This is a genomic window from Arenibacter flavimaris (genome assembly GCF_030291335.1).
In the GTDB taxonomy this organism is placed as follows: Bacteria; Bacteroidota; Bacteroidia; order Flavobacteriales; family Flavobacteriaceae; genus Arenibacter.
In genome coordinates this window covers 23,089-42,090 of record NZ_JASWIM010000005.1, presented here as the reverse complement: position 1 = coordinate 42,090, position 19,002 = coordinate 23,089, and the positions used below count along the sequence as shown (strand labels likewise).

The window sequence follows — 19,002 nt, the reverse complement described above, 5'->3', positions numbered from 1 at the left end:
ATTTGGGTTCAGCACCTAACAGAACCAAGTTTTAAACGTTGGTTTGGAAAATTCTAAAGAGTACCATTTATGAAAGCACATTACGACATTGTAATTGTTGGGAGCGGATTAGGGGGATTGGTTTCTGCCTTGATAATGGCCAAAGAAGGTTATAGTGTCTGTGTCTTGGAAAAAAACAATCAATTTGGGGGCAACCTGCAAACCTTTGTCCGGGACAAAACCATCTTCGATACTGGAGTGCATTATATTGGCGGACTTTCGGAAGGCCAAAACCTGCACCAATATTTTAAGTATCTGGGTATCATGGACCAATTGAAGCTCAAGAAATTGGATGAAGACGGTTTTGATATCATTACGTTCGAAGGGGATCCCAAGGAGTACAGGCACGCCCAAGGATATGATCGGTTTGAAAAAAGTTTGGTTTCCCAATTTCCGGATGAGGAAAAGGCGATAAAGACCTACAGTAAAAAATTAAGGGAAACATGTTCCAAGTTCCCCTTATATAATTTAAACAAGGGCAATCCCTCCTATGGACAAGATGACGTTTTTAAGCTCAATGCCAAAACCTATATCAATTCCCTTACAGACAATAAAAAATTACAAGCCGTGTTCGCGGGCACCAATTTTCTCTATGCCGGTGACGGGGAACGTTCCCCATTTTATGTACATGCCCTCTCCGTAAATTCCTATATAGAGAGTGCCTACCGATGTGTTAACGGAGGAAGCCACATTACCAAAGTTCTTATTAGACAAATAAAAAAATTGGGGGGCGACACCTTCAAACATCATGAAGTTTCCAAATTTAATGTCGAAAATGGGGAAGTCACTTCAGTGGAAATAAAAAATGGAAAGCAAATAAACGGTGATATCTTCATTTCCAACATAGAACCCAAACTGACTTTAAAAATGGTTGGTTTGGAAAATTTTAGAAAATCCTACACCAACAGGATAAATAACATTGAAAGTGTTATTTCGGCCTTTAGCGTATACATTGTATTAAAACCAAAATCCTTTAAATACCACAATAAAAATTTTTATCATTTTAAATATGGCGATCGCGTTTGGGATGCACAAAATTACACCCAGGAAAGTTGGCCCGAGGGGTATATGGTCTCTATGGGCATCAACAAAAAGGATGATGGTTGGGGGGATAGTCTAATAGCTATGACCTATATGAATTTCAAAGAGGTAGAGTGCTGGCGGAACACCTTTAATACCGTTGCCTCCAAAAATGATAGAGGGCAGACCTATGAACAGTTCAAGGCCTATAAAACTAAAATTTTTATTACGGAATTGGAAAAAAAATTCCCCAACCTAAGAGATTGCATTCAAACCGTTTATGCCTCTACACCTTTATCCTATAGAGATTACATTGGGTCGCACAACGGATCTATGTACGGCTATGTTAAGGATGTAAACAATCCGCTACACTCCTTTGTTTCTCCCAGAACAAAAATAAAAAACCTATTGTTTACAGGTCAAAGTCTAAATATGCACGGAATCTTGGGCGTCACCATTGGCGCAATTATTACCTGTTCGGAGTTGGTAGGAAAGGATTATTTATTGGAAAAAATTTTGGAAGTCAATAAAGCTCAAGAAGTTTAATATGGGACAGATTAAAACAATTCCTATAACAAGGGTCAGTTCTATTAGCAAGGAGGATTTTATCAATAAATATTACAAAACCCAACGCCCTGTTTTAATTGAAAACCTCACCTCGGATTGGCCAGCCCGTAAGAAATGGAATATAGATTACATACAGAAAAAGGCAGGAGACCAGGTGGTTCCCCTGTACAACAATGAACCTACCAAAGGAAAACAAAACTCCGCTGCCCCCGTAACGGAAATGAAACTGTACGACTACCTGGAAATCCTAAAATCCAAACCAACGGACCTTCGTATTTTTTTCTATAATATCCTGGATAAAATGCCCGAACTCATCAAGGATATACGTTACCCGGAAATTGGATTAAAATTTTTTAAACGGCTGCCGGTCATGTTTTTTGGTGGTGAAGGCTCCGCTGTGCTTCCCCATTATGACATGGATTTGTCAGACCTACTCCATTTTCATTTTCACGGACACAAAAGCATTCTTTTATTTCCACCCGAACAGACAAAATACCTGTACAAGGTTCCTTTTTCCGTACATAATTTGGAATCCATAAATATGGATGATCCAGATTTTGATCGCTATCCTGCCCTAAAAAAGGCAGAAGGGCTATATGTGGAAATGAAACATGGGGACGCCCTTTATATGCCCAGTGGTTACTGGCACTACATTAAATACCTCGATGGCGGATTTTCCATTACCTTAAGGGCCTTGCCCAAAAACCCTTTATTGTTGTCCAAAATGTTTGGAAATTTATTTTTTATGAGACCGTTTGAAAATACAATGAGAAAAATTTGGGGCCAAAAGTGGGTAGACTATAAAGAGAAAAGGATGCTGATAAAAACCAATAATAGGTTTGGAAAAGAATAAATCAGGGAATTAGGATGTACCGGATAAAATGGATTGTTTGTATTGCTGTTATTCTTGGACTTTTTAGTTCTTGTGGGATTTCAAAATCCCTGAAGGATAGACCTGATTTAAGTAACTACAACAGTCAAATTCCTGAAATAACAAAAACTTCGGATACTTCCTATGTTTATTCCAATAACTCCCTGTTTAAAAACAAGCAAGGACTTTGGGAGCTTTATGTCTCCGGAGATCCCTTGCAAAGGGGATTAATAACGGGAGCGCTTACTAAAGAGCTATTTCAGCAACAGGAAGCCATATTTTTATCCAAGGTAGAGGAACTGGTGCCCTCCAAAACAAAAAGGTACTTCCTGAGAAAATTCTTGGCATGGTACAATAGAAAAATGTACAAGAACATTCCCGAGGAAATTAAAGCAGAAATTTGGGGACTATCCAGATATGCCTCCCCAAACTTTAACGACATAGCAGATCCCTATTCTAGGGTGCTTTACCTTCACGGTGCCCATGATATAGGGCATGCCCTTCAAGATTTGGCCCTTGTTGGTTGTTCTTCCTTTGCCGTCTGGGGCAATAAATCCGAAGACGGAAGTTTAATCCTTGGTCGCAATTTTGACTTTTACGCTGGGGACGATTTTGCTAAAAACAAAATAATTTCCTTCCAAGATCCCACCGAAGGCCACAAATTTATGTCCGTTACCTGGGCTGGTATGACAGGAGTGGTCTCGGGGATGAACGAGCACGGACTAACGGTTACCATCAATGCGGGAAAATCCAAAATTCCCTTGGTTGCAAAGACGCCTATCAGCATCCTTACCCGAGAAATATTACAATATGCCGCTACTTTGGAGGAAGCTATAAGCATCGCTAAAAAACGACAGGTTTTTGTATCCGAATCCATTCTCGTGGGCAGTGCCCGGGATAAAAAGGCGATGATAATCGAAGTCTCTCCCCATAATTTTGGGGTTTATGAAGTTCCCAATTCCAACGAATTGATATGCTCCAACCACTTTCAGAGTGATGCCTATGCCGAAGACAAAAACAACCAAAAACACATTTTTGAAAGTCATTCCAAATACAGATATGAACGTATGGAAGAACTTTTGGGAAACCATAAAAAAATAACCCCAACAATTGCGGTGGACATCCTTAGAAATAAGCAAGGCCTTAGGGACAACGATATTGGGTACGGCAATGAAAAGGCGTTAAACCAATTATTGGCCCATCATGGAATTGTTTTTAAGCCAGAGCAGCGATTGGTCTGGGTCTCTTCAAATCCCTACCAATTAGGCGAATTTGTGGCCTATGACCTCAACAAAGTTTTTAAGGACAGTTTAAACAACAGAAAAGGATCAGCGCTTTCCATCCCTGGCAAAAACATTGAAAAGGATAGTTTTCTGTATACCCAAGCTTATCAAAACTATGAAAAGTATCGCATAGAAATTGATCAAATAAAACAAGCGGTCAAAGACAAAAAACATTTGCCTCCTAAATTTCTTGAGGAATTCAAAAGATTGAATCCTGAATTTTGGGAAACACACTATTGGGTGGGCCTCTATAATTACAATAAAAAATACTATAGGGCAGCCCTCAACGACTTTTTGGAAGCAAGCACAAAAGAAATTACCACAGTTCCCGAGAAAGCTTTGGTACATTCGTATATTCGAAGATTAAAACGTAAACTACAATAATGATCCCTGAAATTGAAAAAGCATCGGCAGAGGCAATACAACATTTACAAGAACAGCGTTTAAGGGAGCTTATCAACTATATTACCCAAAACTCTGCCTATTATAAAAGAATTTTTAAGGAAAACAATCTACAGGCCAGCGATATAAAAACGTTGGCCGACCTAGCCAAACTGCCCACAACCTCCAAAGAAGATCTACAACAATACAATGATGATTTCCTATGTGTGGATAGACACAAGATAATAGACTACGTAACTACATCAGGTACCTTGGGAGAACCTGTAACCTTTGCCCTTACGGACAATGACCTTAATCGTTTGGCCTATAACGAGGCCATCTCTTTTGACTGTGCCGGTGTTACCTCAGACGATATTCTGCAATTAACGACAACCATGGATAGAAGGTTTATGGCAGGGTTGGCGTATTTTTTGGGAGTCCGAAAACTGGGGGCAGGAATTATCAGGGTAGGCGCAGGAATACCTGAGCTTCAATGGGATTCCATTCTTAAATTTAAACCAACCTACCTAATTGTGGTCCCGTCTTTTTTATTGAAACTCATAGAATATGCCCATCAGCACGGAATAGACCCCAACCAGGTTGGATTAAAAGGAGCCATATGTATCGGGGAATCATTGCGCAACGAAGATTTTTCATTGAACACCCTCGCTGCCAAAATAAAGAAAGATTGGAATATTCCCCTATATTCCACCTACGCATCCACAGAAATGAGTACGGCCTTTACCGAATGCAAGGCAAGGCAAGGCGGACATCATCACCCGGAATTGATCATTATTGAAATTCTGGACGATGACGGTAAACAGGTTGGTGAAGGAATGCCAGGGGAGCTCACCATTACTACCCTAGGGGTTGAAGGCATGCCCTTACTCAGATTTAAAACCGGCGATATCGTACAAGCCCACACCTCCAAATGTTCCTGTGGGAGAAATACACCACGCTTAGGCCCAGTGATAGGTAGGAAAAAACAAATGATAAAATACAAGGGTACTACACTCTATCCTCCGGCCATGTACAACGTACTTAATTCTTTTAATGATATAGACGCCTTTGTTATCGAAATAGACCATAACGACATAGGTACCGATGAAATTTGTATTAAAATAGCTACCGCCAATCCTACCAATGATGCATTACAGACCATCAAGGATCACTTCAGGGCAAAACTAAGGGTACTCCCAAAAATTGAATTCCACGATTTTAAAACCCTTCAGGAATTGCGATTTCCCAAAATGAGCAGAAAACCCGTTATTGTAATAGACCATCGGTTGAAAGCTGATGCTTAGGGCATAGAAACCACAATGACGTAATTTGTAAACCTTCCTTCAATTTCTTATATTCTATAGCTTTACCGACTTTACACCATGACCATTCCTCCCCTTTTGGCATGGTTTTATTGATTAGGCCAGGGAAACTCGGCTTAAATCTATATTTGCATTAAAATTGGTATTACATTTGAATACACTTTGGAACTGCCATTACAACGCTATGAAAAAACATACATTTATATATATCCTTCTTTTTTGTTTTCCACTGCTAAGTCCGGGTCAAAAACTGGGCAATGAGGAAATAAAGGATTTGATCAATTCCTACAAAAAGGATATCCGCGGACCTTACAAAGAAATTCGTTGGTTCTGTACAGATGGGAGCATACGCCAACCCAAAGACCCTTGTCCCGATAATATTGGACCTGGAGTACAACACGCCACCTATAAAAGCTCGGTTATCGACTTAGGAAAGAGCAACCACCTTTTTTTAGGTCAAATTTTATCCTACACTTCCAAAGAGGAATTATGGGACGCAGAAAATAATCATTCCCGCCTTAAGCAGTACCAATTGGACAAGTATTTAAGAACCGTTGACAATGGCTGGATCCTTGAAAGGGGGCAGTACTATCGTGGGGCTACACAGGCAGAGGACGAAGAGGCCTGGGGTTTGGATTTTTACAATTGGCTGTTGTCCAACACCGAGAATTTAATCAAACATTTTTATCTCGTTCGACAATCATTAAAGGATATTCCACATAATGGCGATGACAATCTGGCCCAAAAAATAAGGAGCGATTCCAAAGTAATATCGGATTTAATCCCTGAATTCATGGATTTAAGGGTCAAAATCCATAGTCGGCCAGATGCCGGGGATATTAATAAAGTAAAGGACTTTAGATCTAAAAACAGCCATAAACTAACCAATGGGGTTAAAACAAAAATAGATGCTCTGGTGTCTGCCATGGCCAGTTTCTACAAACCTGTAGATATTGCGCAAATTCAGAAAAATACTCCCCTTGTTAAAGACAGCCCTATCGGGGCTTCCATCAAAGATTTTACCCGTAGTTATAGTGGAGAAACAAATGCTGCAGAGCTTATTCCCGCTACGGCCGAATTGCTTTTAAATATAAGACAGGCCATCTTAAAAGAAGAAAATGCATCGGCCCGCCTCCAGTTATTGGACGCCTCCCTGAAGTTGGAAGAAGTAATATTTAAAAATTCTCCCCAGTGGCAGCCACAAGATCTAAACGGTTTATTGGACAAGGTTTGTTATTTGGGAATGGCGAATGCCGGTGCAGGTTATATAGAACTGGCAGAATGGGAACAACTCAATTTATCGCTAAAAGGATCCGGCAGCAGTACCATGTCCCTTGGGCAACTAACCACAGTATTGGAAAATGCACGTAGGGAAGTGGAATGGAGCTCTTCCATGGTAAAGGCCAATTATCAGGATATCGTGGATATTTATACCGGTTTTGAACCTAAGACATATGGTTTTATAGATGATAGAATTAGAGGTTCCATTGCCCTACATTTAGGTCAGACTGTAGGAGAATTGGGCGATCTCATCGCCCAGGAATCCGCTTTGACCAATAAGGTCATGGACATAGACAACCAAAGTGGCCTACGGGGCCTAAACCCTGGTTATGCCCTTGGTGAATTGGTAGTAGTAGGTGGTTCCCCAGATGAAATAGAAGTATCCTCGGACAAGATTTATATTTTTCAAAGACCACCTTCCGATCTTAAACCGGTAGCTGGTATTGCTACCGTATCCGAAGGAAACATGGTATCCCATGTGCAATTGCTGGCTCGGAATATGGGTATTCCCAATGCCGCCCTGGGCGATGAGAACCTTAAAGATCTTAAAAAATACAACGGAGAAAAAGTGTTTTATGCGGTATCCAACAAGGGCAACATTATTATGAAGTTGGAAAAGGACATGTCCGAGGAGGAACGCCATTTGTTCATTAAAATAGAGCGCAAAGAAGAAAGAATTAAAGTACCCATTGAGAATATACGCCTGGACCAAAATGCCATATTAAACCTTAGGGCAGTGGACGCAGACGATTCCGGTAAACTTTGCGGTCCAAAAGCGGCCAACTTGGGACAGTTAAAAAAAATGTTCCCGGAAATGGTAGTCGAAGGTCTGGTGATTCCCTTCGGAATCTTTAGGGACCATATGGACCAAACCATGCCCGGTGCGCAAGCCAGCTATTGGGAATTTTTAAACTCCACCTTTAAGCAGGCCGAAAAAATGAGGGCCGAAGGCAAATCTGAAGGAGAGGTTGAAAGCTATCAATTACGGCAATTGGAAATCTTGAGGGAGGCCATTAAAAAAATGCCCATGAAACCCCAATTCATTGCCCTCTTGGAAAATGGGTTCAAAGAGGTATTGGGTAAGGAGATGGGGGAAATTCCAGTTTTCCTGAGAAGTGACACCAACATGGAGGATTTGAAGAATTTTACCGGTGCTGGATTAAACCTTACCATTTTCAACGTAGCGGCCAAGGAAAAAATTATATCTGGAATTAAGGATGTATGGGCATCCCCCTACTCTGAACGCAGTTTTAAATGGCGCCAGAAATACCTCCTAAATCCGGAAAATGTTTTCCCCTCCATTTTAATAATTCCCAGTGTGGATGTGGACTATTCCGGAGTATTGATCACCAAGGGCATAAGTTCCGGTAATCCTGATGATCTTACCATAGCCTTTAGCAGGGGGGCAGGGGGTGCTGTAGATGGCCAATCGGCAGAAACTTATCTGATCAAGGATACCGGTGGCGCCCAACTTTTGGCACCCGCCAGGGAAATGTACCATAATCGCCTTCCCGCAACCGGAGGAACGGAGAAAAAAATGTCCACCTTTGAGAATTTCATCCTCAACCAAAAAAATATGGAGGAAATAAGTGCATTGGCCAAAACCATTCGCGAAACTATGCCCACTGCAACCCAATCGGATTATACAGGGGCCTATGACGTGGAATTGGGATTCCAGAACAATAAGTTGTGGCTGTTTCAAATACGCCCTTTTGTAGAAAATAAAAAAGCGTTAAGCTCCGATTATTTGGAATCTATTACGCCAAAAATCGATTTGGACAAAAACATTCCCCTTTCTAAAAAAATATAGGATGCAAAAGAATATTAAATATATTGTTTTATTGCTGATATGTTCGGCCTTTACCACCATGAGCTACTACCCCATTGATGGGTATTTACATACTGGAATCAAACGGTTGAAGTATATAGAGCTTGTTAAAAGTGGAGAGATTAAATCGACCACTGTTATCCCTCCAGGGGCCCAAAAGTCCTACATGGATATTGAATTGAACCTAATATCAAAAAAGGAGGACAGTACAGCCACCTTCCTAAACGTAGATGAGCAATTCCAAAAGGATATCAATGCGCTTTTTAGGGGGTTGGACAAGAGTTATTCCATTACCGTATTGGATATTTCTGATATTGACAGTATTAGATATGCCAAGCGAAACGAAACTTCCGGCTATCAACCGGGCAGTGTTGGCAAACTGGCCGTAATGGTAGCTTTGTTCACCCAATTGAAAAATATATATCCGGATTCCTTTGAAAAGCGACTGGAGCTTTTGCGTTCCAAATCAGTGAAATCGGGCGTTTGGGGACTAACGGATGAACATACCGTTCCTATTTTTAATGTAGAAACCAATAAGCTAGTGAAAAGGCAAGTCATAGCCAGTGATGTTTTTACATTGTTTGAATGGGCAGACCACATGTTATCCGTTAGTAACAACGGGGCAGCGAGCATTGTATGGCGGGAAGCCTTATTGATGGCCGCCTTCGGAGAATCGTACCCCACCTTGACCCAGGAAGAAGCGGATACCTACTTCACCACAACCCCAAAAAAGGAATTGACAGATTTGGCCAATGACGTGGTAAACCTGCCCCTACGGGAACTGGGAATAACAACAAACGAATGGCGTTTAGGGAGCTTTTTTACTTCAGGCCCCAACCGCTATGTAGGCGATAAAGGGGGCAGTATTGGTTCTCCTGTGGGATTGATGAAATTCTTGATACAGATGGAGCAAGGCAAGGTGGTGGACCAGGAATCGAGCCTGGAAATGAAACGACTTATGTATATGACGGACCGAAGGATCAGATATGCACAATCCACAGCCCTAAAGCCTGCTGCCGTCTATTTTAAATCGGGCAGTCTCTATAAATGTGATAGAAGTACAGGCGAAAGCTGTGGAAAATATATGGGCAACGTAACCAACTATATGAATTCCGTGGCCATTGTAGAACATCCTGACAATTGCAAATATATGGTAGTGCTTATGACCAACGTCTTGCGCAAGAATTCCGCAACGGACCACATGACCTTGGCCAGTAGCGTCGACAAAATTATTAGACGCTAATTTTTTAATGGTTACCCAGGATTTCGGCCGCCTTTTTTCGTGCCTTTTCATTGGGATCCGCCAAAACCATTTCCAAAAGGGGTGTAAATTTAGGGTCCTTGGTTTTTTCAATCAAGTAAAGTACCGCCAGTTTAAGTTTAATATCCTTTCGTTTCAATAGGGCCAAATAGCTTTCTGATTCGCTAAGTACCTTAACATTCAGATTTTTTAGATTTTCTTCCGAAATGACCCCCACTTGAAAAATGGATTCCGCAACAGGAATCAATTCCTTTTTTAGCTGAATATCCAGAATATTGTCCAAAAACTCAATGGCATGTAAACGTTGCTCCTCCTGACCTTTTAAAATGGCATTTAAAATGGGGTCTACATCCTGTGGCGGGTATTTTACCCCCAAGAATTGAAAAATTCGTTTTAATTGCCTGTCCAATCTCAGTTCCAATAAATGGATAAGGCCATTTCTGGCTTCATTTTCTTCCTTGGTCTCCATTTTTTCAGGGTTCTTCTTGTACTGCAATACTATTTGGGTATGGATCACGGACAGGGTACTTTGATACAGATGGCACTCGTCCAAGATCTTATCTACAATAAACCGATCCCTAATTTGAAGGTGGGGATATTTCCACTTTAAGTGTTTTAAGGCTTCAATAGCTTCTATTTTCACTGTGTGTTCCATATCCCCAGTAAGTTTCATCAAGGTATTGATGGCCTTTTGAGAATTAAACTTTCCAATAACCATAACCACATAGGCACTATCGTCAGGGTCTATGCTTTCCTTTCTCAAGCCCTCAAACAAAATATCCATAATGGGCTCTCCATAATAGTAAAGGGCCTCCATTGCCGATTTCCTGGTTTCCTTGCCCGATAACCTGGAAACTATTGGTTCTATAAACTCTTTGTCCAGTGTTTTTGATGCCGCTAAAATCGCAGTATTTGCGATCAGAACATTATCGGAATATAGATGTTCCCTTATTACAGGGTAGCAACTTTCTACCTTGGCATTTCCAATGGTTTCCAAAATGGCCAATATCTTATGGATATTTTCCTGATCGGTATAGTTCGGCGATAACTGGGCTAGAGTATTTTCAATTCTTTGTTCCAAACCAAATCGGTCCTGCATCACCCTATTATTGCGCAATTCCATGGACAAGCCAATTAGGGCCGCATTGGCAATGGTATTGTCCTCCACCGATAGGTATTTGTCCAAAAGTTCCACGGGGTTTTGTTGATAGCGCTTCAATAAATACCGAAAGGCAGCGGTGGTCACTTGTTGATCCATATCATAGATCATGGGCTCTACTGTAGAACATAAATTTTCCTTGTTCAAAAAATAAAGATTTTCAATAGCCAAAGCCCTCACCTTGGCAGATGGGTGCCCCAACAGATTTTTGATTGCCATAAAGAAACGTTCATCCTTTACTTCCAGTGTTTTATGCAACATGTGCAATATCTGGTTTTCGTTCCCCGTTTCAAATACCCGGATTACCGTATCTATAATGGATGTGATCTTTATTTCCGATTTGCCAACCTTCTCTTTTTTCGACGGATTATAATCCAGCAAGCTCTTAAAAGAAATTATATATTCATTCCTCAAATGATATATAAAATATAACCAGATTAGAATTAGCCCTATTATTATTATACTAATGTAGGTAGATGATATTTCCAGACCATTTATAAAAAAGATTAGAATAAACCCGGCCATCCCGGTAGCTATGCTATCTACAACCACATCCGTAAATGTTTTGGTCTTTTTTTTAATTTCTATGGGTATGGGTATGGATAGTAATTCCGTGGCTGCCTTATTTACAGACTGTTTTAAACTTCCGTCCACAATTTTTATAAATACCACTACCCAAAGTTGTGGCACTACCAATAACAAAAAAGAGCCCAACAATATTCCCGAAGGCAGCCAAAGCAAGGATTTGCCCACACCAAAAGTTCCTACTATACGCTTGGTGAGGAACAGCTGTATCAAAAGGGAGATAACGCTCAAGGTAGAAAACCAAAATCCGAAAAAAGATGTTAACTCATCCTGATCTTTAATAAACCTGGAGGCGTAATCGCTATACTGGTAATCTACCAATTTGGCCACTAAAACGCTTATTCCGATAACTACTGCAATTAAGCTAAGTAATTTGGATTGCTTGATAAGTCTAAAAGGGGACTCGGATTTGGGATTGGAACGATTCGATACTTGGAAAGGGTTGAGTTTCAGTACTTCATTTTTCCAGATATAACGGGTAATGGGCAAACAGCACATCAACAAAACGGCGGCAACAAACAATAAATCCTCCGTATAAAGGATATTGGTCAACAAAGAAGTGAGGTATCCCCCAAATATTCCACCGGCAATAGCTCCGGCACCAATAAAGCCAAATACGCGCTTGGCTTCCCTAACATTATAAACCAGATTGGCCATTACCCAAAACTGGGAAGCTGTCAACAGTCCAAAAATGGCCACCCAGATATAAGGTATATACAATGCCAGACCGTAACCCAGATTAAAATTCAAGGCCACCCCAAATATTACCAAAGAAATAACGGAGCCCAATAAAGTGCGGTCCACTATAATATTCAATGGATACTTTTCCAGGGCCCTATCGTAAAAAAAAGAGCCCACAACCGCCATTATTGCTGTTAAAACATAGCCCAAAGGCAATGCTTCCGAAGAGAGTTCAGAAAGAAAAAGGGAATTTATGGTTGGTTTTACTATCAATAAAACCGTAATAATGAGGAATATATTTAATTGAAGCAGAAGCGTTTTGGTCAGTTCCTCCTCTTTTAAATCAAAAGCCCTTAAAAGATAGGTTTTAACGGTTCTAACAAATGAAATTAGGTAGTTCAAGTTTTATGCATTTTAATGGTATCCAAAAGCACTCCTATCCAAAACCGATCCATAAAAGATTAGGGCCAAAATTACTTTATTGGCAGACATTTAACGAATAAACAAAAGGAAATCTTCTCAATAGAATTAGTTAACGGCAAAATGCACCCGCTCTGCCTTTAGCACCTTTTCTATTGGTCTTACCAAGTCCCGAATAATTTGCTCACCTCCCGCATCATCTATCAAAGCTACCAAAATGTAGCGGCGATTGGGATTATTTCCCCAAACTAAAATGGAATCGGAATGAAAGGTTCTCCAAGAGCCCGACTTTCTGTACAATCTGGCATCGGGAGCGATATTGTCCAAGGTATTTACGAATTTATGATGTAGTTCGGGATCTCCCATAATATCCAACATCTGCTTGGATCGGCCCTTATTTACCAATTTACCATTGGCCAAGAGATAATAATACCTACACACTTGGTCTACTGTGGCGGCATGCGACAAATTCTTTAGGGGCTCCCTATTGGTATCCCCACCACTTCCATATCGTTTCCCGACCCATAATCCACCGCCCCGACTCTCATCATAGAACATATATTTTGGATCGGTCATAACGGACTGTATTTTGTCATATCCCAAACGATCTATCATTCGCGTAGTTGCCTCATTGTTGGATTTGCTAATCATAGAACGCATATCCTTCCTAATTTCCGGAGTTTCCTTAAGTTCCCCTTTTTCAATGGCATCCATTGAGGATAAGAGTACTGCTATTTTAGGCAAACTGGCAGCGTACATCATATAATCACCATTAATACTGGCATATTTTACATTTTCAGGATTGGAGAGGTCTACTATTCCAACAGCCATTTTGTTGTTGTTCATTAAAGATCTCCAGCCGGGATTGGACATAAGCTCCTTTTCCAAACTTTTTTGCAATTCATTATTTACCAAACTGGGCAAGGGCTTTATTTTGGAATCGTCTATACTAATGGGCAAGTCCTTTTGCGCAATTGCCAAACTAGAACAAAAAACAACACATAATATTCCAAATATACGTGTCTGCAATTCAAAATAAATTTTACCCATTATATAAATTCTAAAGTACTGTTTATTGCCAAATAAAATGAATCGTTATAACAAAAGAACCACCCTCCAACCCCATCAAAGATATTCCAAATTAGCTTTGGAAATTTGTTAATTTTTTGGGGCTGTAATAAAAAAAATAACTTAAAGAATATAACGCTATTTTTGTCATTTTCTGATTTGTGCCTGTTAAATTATTTCAAGATCCGGGAAATAAAAATCCACCCACCAACCTAAAAATTATAGTCTTCCCAATTACTTCCTATACTTACGCTGAATGCCCATAAAAAGATTACTTGTAAATACAGGGGCATCCATTTTAATTATTACGGTTTGATTGCAAATTGTTATTTTTGGAACAAATTATATAAACATGTTGATTATTGGTATTGCGGGTGGAACGGGTTGTGGAAAAACTACCGTTGTAAATCAAATAATAAACGAGTTGCCTTTTGAGGAAGTTGGGGTTATTTCCCAAGATTCCTATTATTGTGATCTGTCCCATTTATCATATGACGAGCGTTCACAGGTAAATTTTGACCATCCCCGTGCCATAGATTTTGAATTGCTGGGCAACCACTTACAAGATTTAAAGCAGGGGATACCAATTCACCAACCTGTTTACTCTTTTGTTAAACACAACCGCACCAACGACACCATTCTAACGCATCCAAGAAAAGTGATGATCGTAGAAGGTATCCTTATCATGACCAATCCCCAGATCAGGGAAATGTTCGACATTAAAATTTTTGTACATGCCGATTCGGACGAACGATTGATTAGGCGTTTAAAAAGGGATATCACTGAGCGAGGCAGGGATTTGGATGAAGTTTTAACACGATATCAAAACACCCTTAAACCCATGCACAATCAGTTTATAGAGCCTACCAAGGAATATGCGGACATTATAATTCCAAACAACAAGTACAATACCGTGGCGGTAGACATTGTAAGGACCATTATCAACGAAAAATTAAGCTAAACACCAATGGGAATAAAGGGGATAAGAAAGAAAAAATGGTTTGGGGTGGTCACTAATATGTATGTACTGGTGCTGACGGTTTTTGTGGTTTGGATGGTTTTTTTCGACACCAACTCCCTCCTCATACATTGGGAGCTTAAAAAACAAATTAATAATCTGGAAAAACAGAAAGAATTTCTTCACGAAGAAATTGCCAAGGATAAAAAAATTATCGAAAAGCTATCGGATCCAGAGGAGTTGGAAAGATTTGCAAGGGAACAGTATTATCTAAAAAAGAAAAATGAAGAAATTTATTTAATTGAGTACGAGGATAGTATAAAAACCAAGGGTGATGAATAAATCCGAACTCTTTAGCGATTTTAACGAGATTTCCTCCAAGGCTTGGAAGCAAAAGATCCAGTATGAGTTGCAAGGAGAGGATTACAACAATAAATTGGTTTGGGAATCTCCCGAGGGCATTAAAGTAAAGCCCTTCTACAACTCCGAAGACCTAAAGGCCATAGGATTATCCGGAAAGCCAAAAAACCAAGGCTGGAGCACAGCACAGGGCATATACGCCGGGAATGCCAAACTGGCCAACAAAAAAGCCTTGGATGCCATAACGAGAGGGGCAGAATGTATCTGTTTTACCATTCCTTCCTCAGAAATAAATATTCATCAACTGCTTAATGAAATAGATCTTGGCCAAACAATTATCCATTTTGATCTACAATTTCTGTCCGTCCAATACGTGCAATCGCTTTTGACAGTCACAGAAAACCATCTTCAAAAAGTCTTTACCAACATCGATATTGTTGGTCATCTGGCCAGAAATGGCAACTGGCATTACAACCTTGATCAAGATCATAAAATATTAGGTGAAATTCTAAATTTAAATCATGAACAAACCTTGGGAGTGGATATGGCACTCTACGCTAATGCCGGAGCCGATCTGGTTCAACAATTGGCCTATGCCCTTGCGCATGCCAATGAATACCTGAACCATTTAAACAACCACCACAAGGACAAGTTAAAAAATACTGTAACAACCTTTAAGGTGGCGGTTGGGAGCAACTATTTTTTTGAAATAGCAAAGCTGAGAGCCTTACGAATTTTGTTCGGGACGCTTGCCAGGGAATATGGAGCTTTGGAGCATTGCCATATTATTGCCACACCCACTCTGAGAAATAAAACCTTGTACGATTACAATACCAATATGCTTCGCACGGCAACAGAATGTATGTCGGCTATTTTAGGGGGAGCAGATACGATATTGAATATGACATATGACTCTATATATCATAAGGACAATGAATTTGGGGAGCGTATGGCCAGAAATCAACTGTTGATCTTAAAAAATGAAAGTTATTTTGACAAGGTGGACAATGCGGCCGATGGAGCCTATTACATAGAGTCCATTACACATCAACTTTCCTCCAAAGCATTGGATCTATTTAAACAAATTGAAGCGGGTGGTGGATTTCTTGTGCAATTGAAGGCTCATCACATTCAAAAAAAAATAAAGGAAAGCGCCTCCAAGGAACAGGACAGTTTTATGAAAGGTGATAAAATTCTCGTAGGCACCAATAGACATGCCTCCAGATCGGATAAAATGAAGGATAGCTTGGAATTATATCCCTTTGTTAAAACCCATACCCGCAAAACCTTGATTGAACCCATAATTGAAAAAAGATTGTCCGAAGAATGGGAACAGCAGCGATTGAAAACCGAATAAGTGCTCCTTGCGACGATTTCAAAAAGTATTTTATTTCCCAACGGACAAGTATAGATCAGAATAAGACATAAAATAACCATGGCAAGAAAAAACCTTCAACATATTCAACCGAAGTCCGTTCCGGAAAAGAACATTCCGGTTCAGGACCCTGTTTTGCCATATGGGACCGCTGAAGGAATAATACTGAAAAAAAACTATACCAAGGAAGATATTGAGGGTACTGAGCATTTAAATTTTGCCGCAGGCATTCCTCCTTTTCTGCGTGGACCCTATACCACCATGTACGTTAGTAGACCTTGGACTATAAGGCAGTATGCCGGATTCTCGACAGCGGAGGAAAGCAACGCATTTTACAGACGAAATCTCAAGGCAGGACAAAAAGGACTTTCCGTTGCTTTTGATCTACCAACCCATAGAGGATATGACAGTGATCACCCTAGGGTGGTAGGCGATGTGGGCAAAGCCGGTGTAGCCATTGATTCTGTGGAGGACATGAAAATTTTGTTCCAAGATATCCCATTGGATGAGATGTCGGTTTCCATGACGATGAACGGAGCAGTGTTGCCCATAATGGCTTTTTATATCGTAGCTGCAGAGGAACAGGGAGTTTCACCAAAGGATCTTTCGGGAACTATACAGAACGATATTCTTAAGGAATTTATGGTAAGGAACACTTACATCTACCCCCCTGCCCCATCAATGCAGATCGTTGCCGATATTTTTGAATATTCCAGTAGGTTCATGCCCCAATTCAATAGCATTAGTATATCCGGTTATCACATGCACGAAGCCGGGGCCACGGCAGATATAGAACTGGCCTATACCTTGGCCGATGGACTGGAATACATTAGAACCGGATTAAAGGCGGGGTTGAAAATAGATGATTTTGCTCCAAGATTATCCTTCTTTTGGGGAATAGGGATGAATCATTTTATGGAAATCGCCAAAATGAGGGCCGGAAGAATGCTCTGGGCGAAATTGGTAAAACAGTTTAACCCAAAAAATGAGAAATCCCTTACCCTAAGGACCCATTGTCAAACCAGCGGATGGAGCCTTACCGAACAGGATCCGTTCAACAATATTACCAGAACAACCATAGAGGCGGCCGCAGCGGTTTTTGGTGGCACCCAGAGTCTACATACCAATGCCTTGGACGAAGCCATAGCCCTTCCCACGGATTTTTCCGCACGTATTGCCAGGAACACCCAATTATATTTGCAAAAAGAGACCGAAATCACCAAAACTGTAGACCCTTGGGCCGGTAGTTATTATGTGGAAAAATTAACCGAAGAAATCGTTCAAAAGGCGTGGGCCCTCATAAATGAAGTGGAAGAATTAGGGGGAATGACCAGGGCAATCGACGCGGGAATCCCCAAAATGAGGATCGAAGAGGCAGCCGCAAAAAAACAGGCCCGTATAGATGGTGGCAAAGATATAATTGTTGGCATTAACAAATACCCATCAAAAACGGAGAATAATCTGCAAATATTGGAAGTGGATAATGCCGAGGTCAGAAAACAGCAATTGGCACGATTACAAAGGGTAAGGGCAAATAGAAATGAGCTGGAAGTTCAACAATTGCTTTTGGCACTTACCAAAGTTGCAAAGGAAAGGATGAAACCGAATTCTGCCAAAACAGCCAACATAAATACCGTAGAAGAAGAAAATTTATTAGCTTTAGCAATAAAGGCAGCCAGGGCAAGAGCTACGTTGGGCGAGATCAGCACAGCTTTGGAAAACGCCTTTGGAAGACATAAGGCCATTATAAATTCGTTTACCGGAGTGTATTCAAAAGAAATAAAAGGGGATAACAGCTTTGACAAAGCTAGGCAAATGGCCGACAGTTTTGCCGAGCAGGAAGGCCGTAGACCTAGGATAATGATTGCCAAAATGGGGCAGGATGGTCACGACCGTGGTGCCAAAGTTGTGGCAACCGGATATGCAGATCTAGGTTTTGATGTGGACATTGGCCCTTTGTTCCAGACACCTGCGGAAGCGGCAAAACAAGCCGTGGAAAACGACGTACATGTTCTAGGGATCTCGTCCTTAGCAGGTGGACATAAGACCCTGGTACCACAGGTACTCCAGGAATTGAAATCCTATGGGCGCGAAGATATTATGGTAATTGTGGGCGGGGTTATACCTAAACAGGATTACGACTTTTTATTGGAAGCAGGTGCCGCTGCCATTTTTGGTCCCGGAACAAAAATAAGCGATACGGCCATCGAAATTTTGAAAATTCTAAGCATATAATACCTTAGGCCCAATACCGGACGAAATGGCTTAAAACTGGTATACCGGCCTTGGATCAAAATCAGGGAATAAGCTTAAGTGGCAGATATTTGGACAATGACCCCTCCTATTTGGTACCTGCTGCCACAATTTCCCTACATTGAGGCTTGTACCTATTAATAATTGTGTCCCATTTAATAAATTGTGTATAAGTGATTCCAAAAAAAACAATAAACCTGTAATTAACTGACTACAAATACCATACAACTTTAACGTACTTTAACTCCAAAGACTACAGTTATTCACCCAGTGTTAACAAATTACATTTT

General features: G+C 40.6%; 12 protein-coding genes. 10 read left to right on the top strand and 2 right to left on the bottom strand.

All coding sequences use genetic code 11. The features are described 5' to 3' along the window. Positions 1-69 precede the first annotated feature (69 nt). The 6 genes from QSE00_RS06030 (at position 70) to QSE00_RS06005 (ending at position 9,835) form a co-directional block, all read left to right on the top strand. Complete coding sequence (locus QSE00_RS06030) at positions 70-1,605, top strand: phytoene desaturase family protein (RefSeq protein ID WP_286105287.1); 1,536 nt, start codon at positions 70-72, stop codon at positions 1,603-1,605. Between the two features lies 1 nt (position 1,606). Next, positions 1,607-2,479, top strand: coding sequence for a cupin-like domain-containing protein (locus QSE00_RS06025; protein WP_110355779.1), 873 nt, complete (start codon positions 1,607-1,609; stop codon positions 2,477-2,479). Between the two features lie 14 nt (positions 2,480-2,493). After that, positions 2,494-4,164 (top strand): C45 family autoproteolytic acyltransferase/hydolase, encoded by a 1,671-nt coding sequence (locus tag QSE00_RS06020; protein WP_110355778.1) that lies wholly within the window; start codon positions 2,494-2,496, stop codon positions 4,162-4,164. Beyond that, positions 4,164-5,465, top strand: a complete 1,302-nt coding sequence (locus tag QSE00_RS06015; protein WP_286105286.1) for a phenylacetate--CoA ligase family protein — start codon at positions 4,164-4,166, stop codon at positions 5,463-5,465. The genes QSE00_RS06020 and QSE00_RS06015 overlap by 1 nt, the downstream gene beginning before the upstream one ends. 202 nt (positions 5,466-5,667) lie before the next feature. Continuing rightward, positions 5,668-8,574 carry a PEP/pyruvate-binding domain-containing protein gene (locus QSE00_RS06010; protein ID WP_286105285.1) on the top strand — a complete coding sequence of 969 codons (2,907 nt, stop codon included), beginning with the start codon at positions 5,668-5,670 and terminating at the stop codon, positions 8,572-8,574. A gap of 1 nt (position 8,575) precedes the next feature. Beyond that, on the top strand, positions 8,576-9,835 hold the full coding sequence (locus tag QSE00_RS06005; protein ID WP_110355775.1) for a serine hydrolase: 1,260 nt from the start codon (positions 8,576-8,578) through the stop codon (positions 9,833-9,835). Between the two features lie 4 nt (positions 9,836-9,839). On the opposite strand, the gene QSE00_RS06000 is transcribed toward QSE00_RS06005, so the two are convergent. Continuing rightward, complete coding sequence (locus tag QSE00_RS06000; protein ID WP_286105283.1) at positions 9,840-12,680, bottom strand: Npt1/Npt2 family nucleotide transporter; 2,841 nt, start codon at positions 12,678-12,680, stop codon at positions 9,840-9,842. A 126-nt stretch (positions 12,681-12,806) separates the two neighbouring features. Next, on the bottom strand, positions 12,807-13,748 hold the full coding sequence (locus QSE00_RS05995; protein ID WP_110355774.1) for a serine hydrolase: 942 nt from the start codon (positions 13,746-13,748) through the stop codon (positions 12,807-12,809). Positions 13,749-14,118: 370 nt separating this feature from the next. On the opposite strand from QSE00_RS05995, the gene udk reads away from it, so the two are divergent. From udk to scpA, 4 genes are all read left to right on the top strand, one after another. Continuing rightward, positions 14,119-14,727, top strand: coding sequence for a uridine kinase (gene udk / locus QSE00_RS05990; protein WP_110355773.1), 609 nt, complete (start codon positions 14,119-14,121; stop codon positions 14,725-14,727). Between the two features lie 6 nt (positions 14,728-14,733). After that, the gene (locus QSE00_RS05985) at positions 14,734-15,066 is read left to right on the top strand and encodes an FtsB family cell division protein (RefSeq protein ID WP_286105282.1); all 333 of its coding nucleotides are present in this window, start codon (positions 14,734-14,736) and stop codon (positions 15,064-15,066) included. Next, a complete protein-coding gene (locus QSE00_RS05980; protein WP_286105281.1) occupies positions 15,059-16,441 on the top strand; it encodes a methylmalonyl-CoA mutase subunit beta in 1,383 nt (460 codons plus the stop codon). Before QSE00_RS05985 ends, QSE00_RS05980 begins: the two co-directional genes overlap by 8 nt. A 78-nt stretch (positions 16,442-16,519) precedes the next feature. Further along, positions 16,520-18,694: a methylmalonyl-CoA mutase gene (scpA, locus tag QSE00_RS05975; RefSeq protein WP_286105280.1), complete on the top strand. Its 2,175-nt coding sequence runs from the start codon at positions 16,520-16,522 to the stop codon at positions 18,692-18,694. The last annotated feature ends 308 nt before the right edge of the window (positions 18,695-19,002 follow it).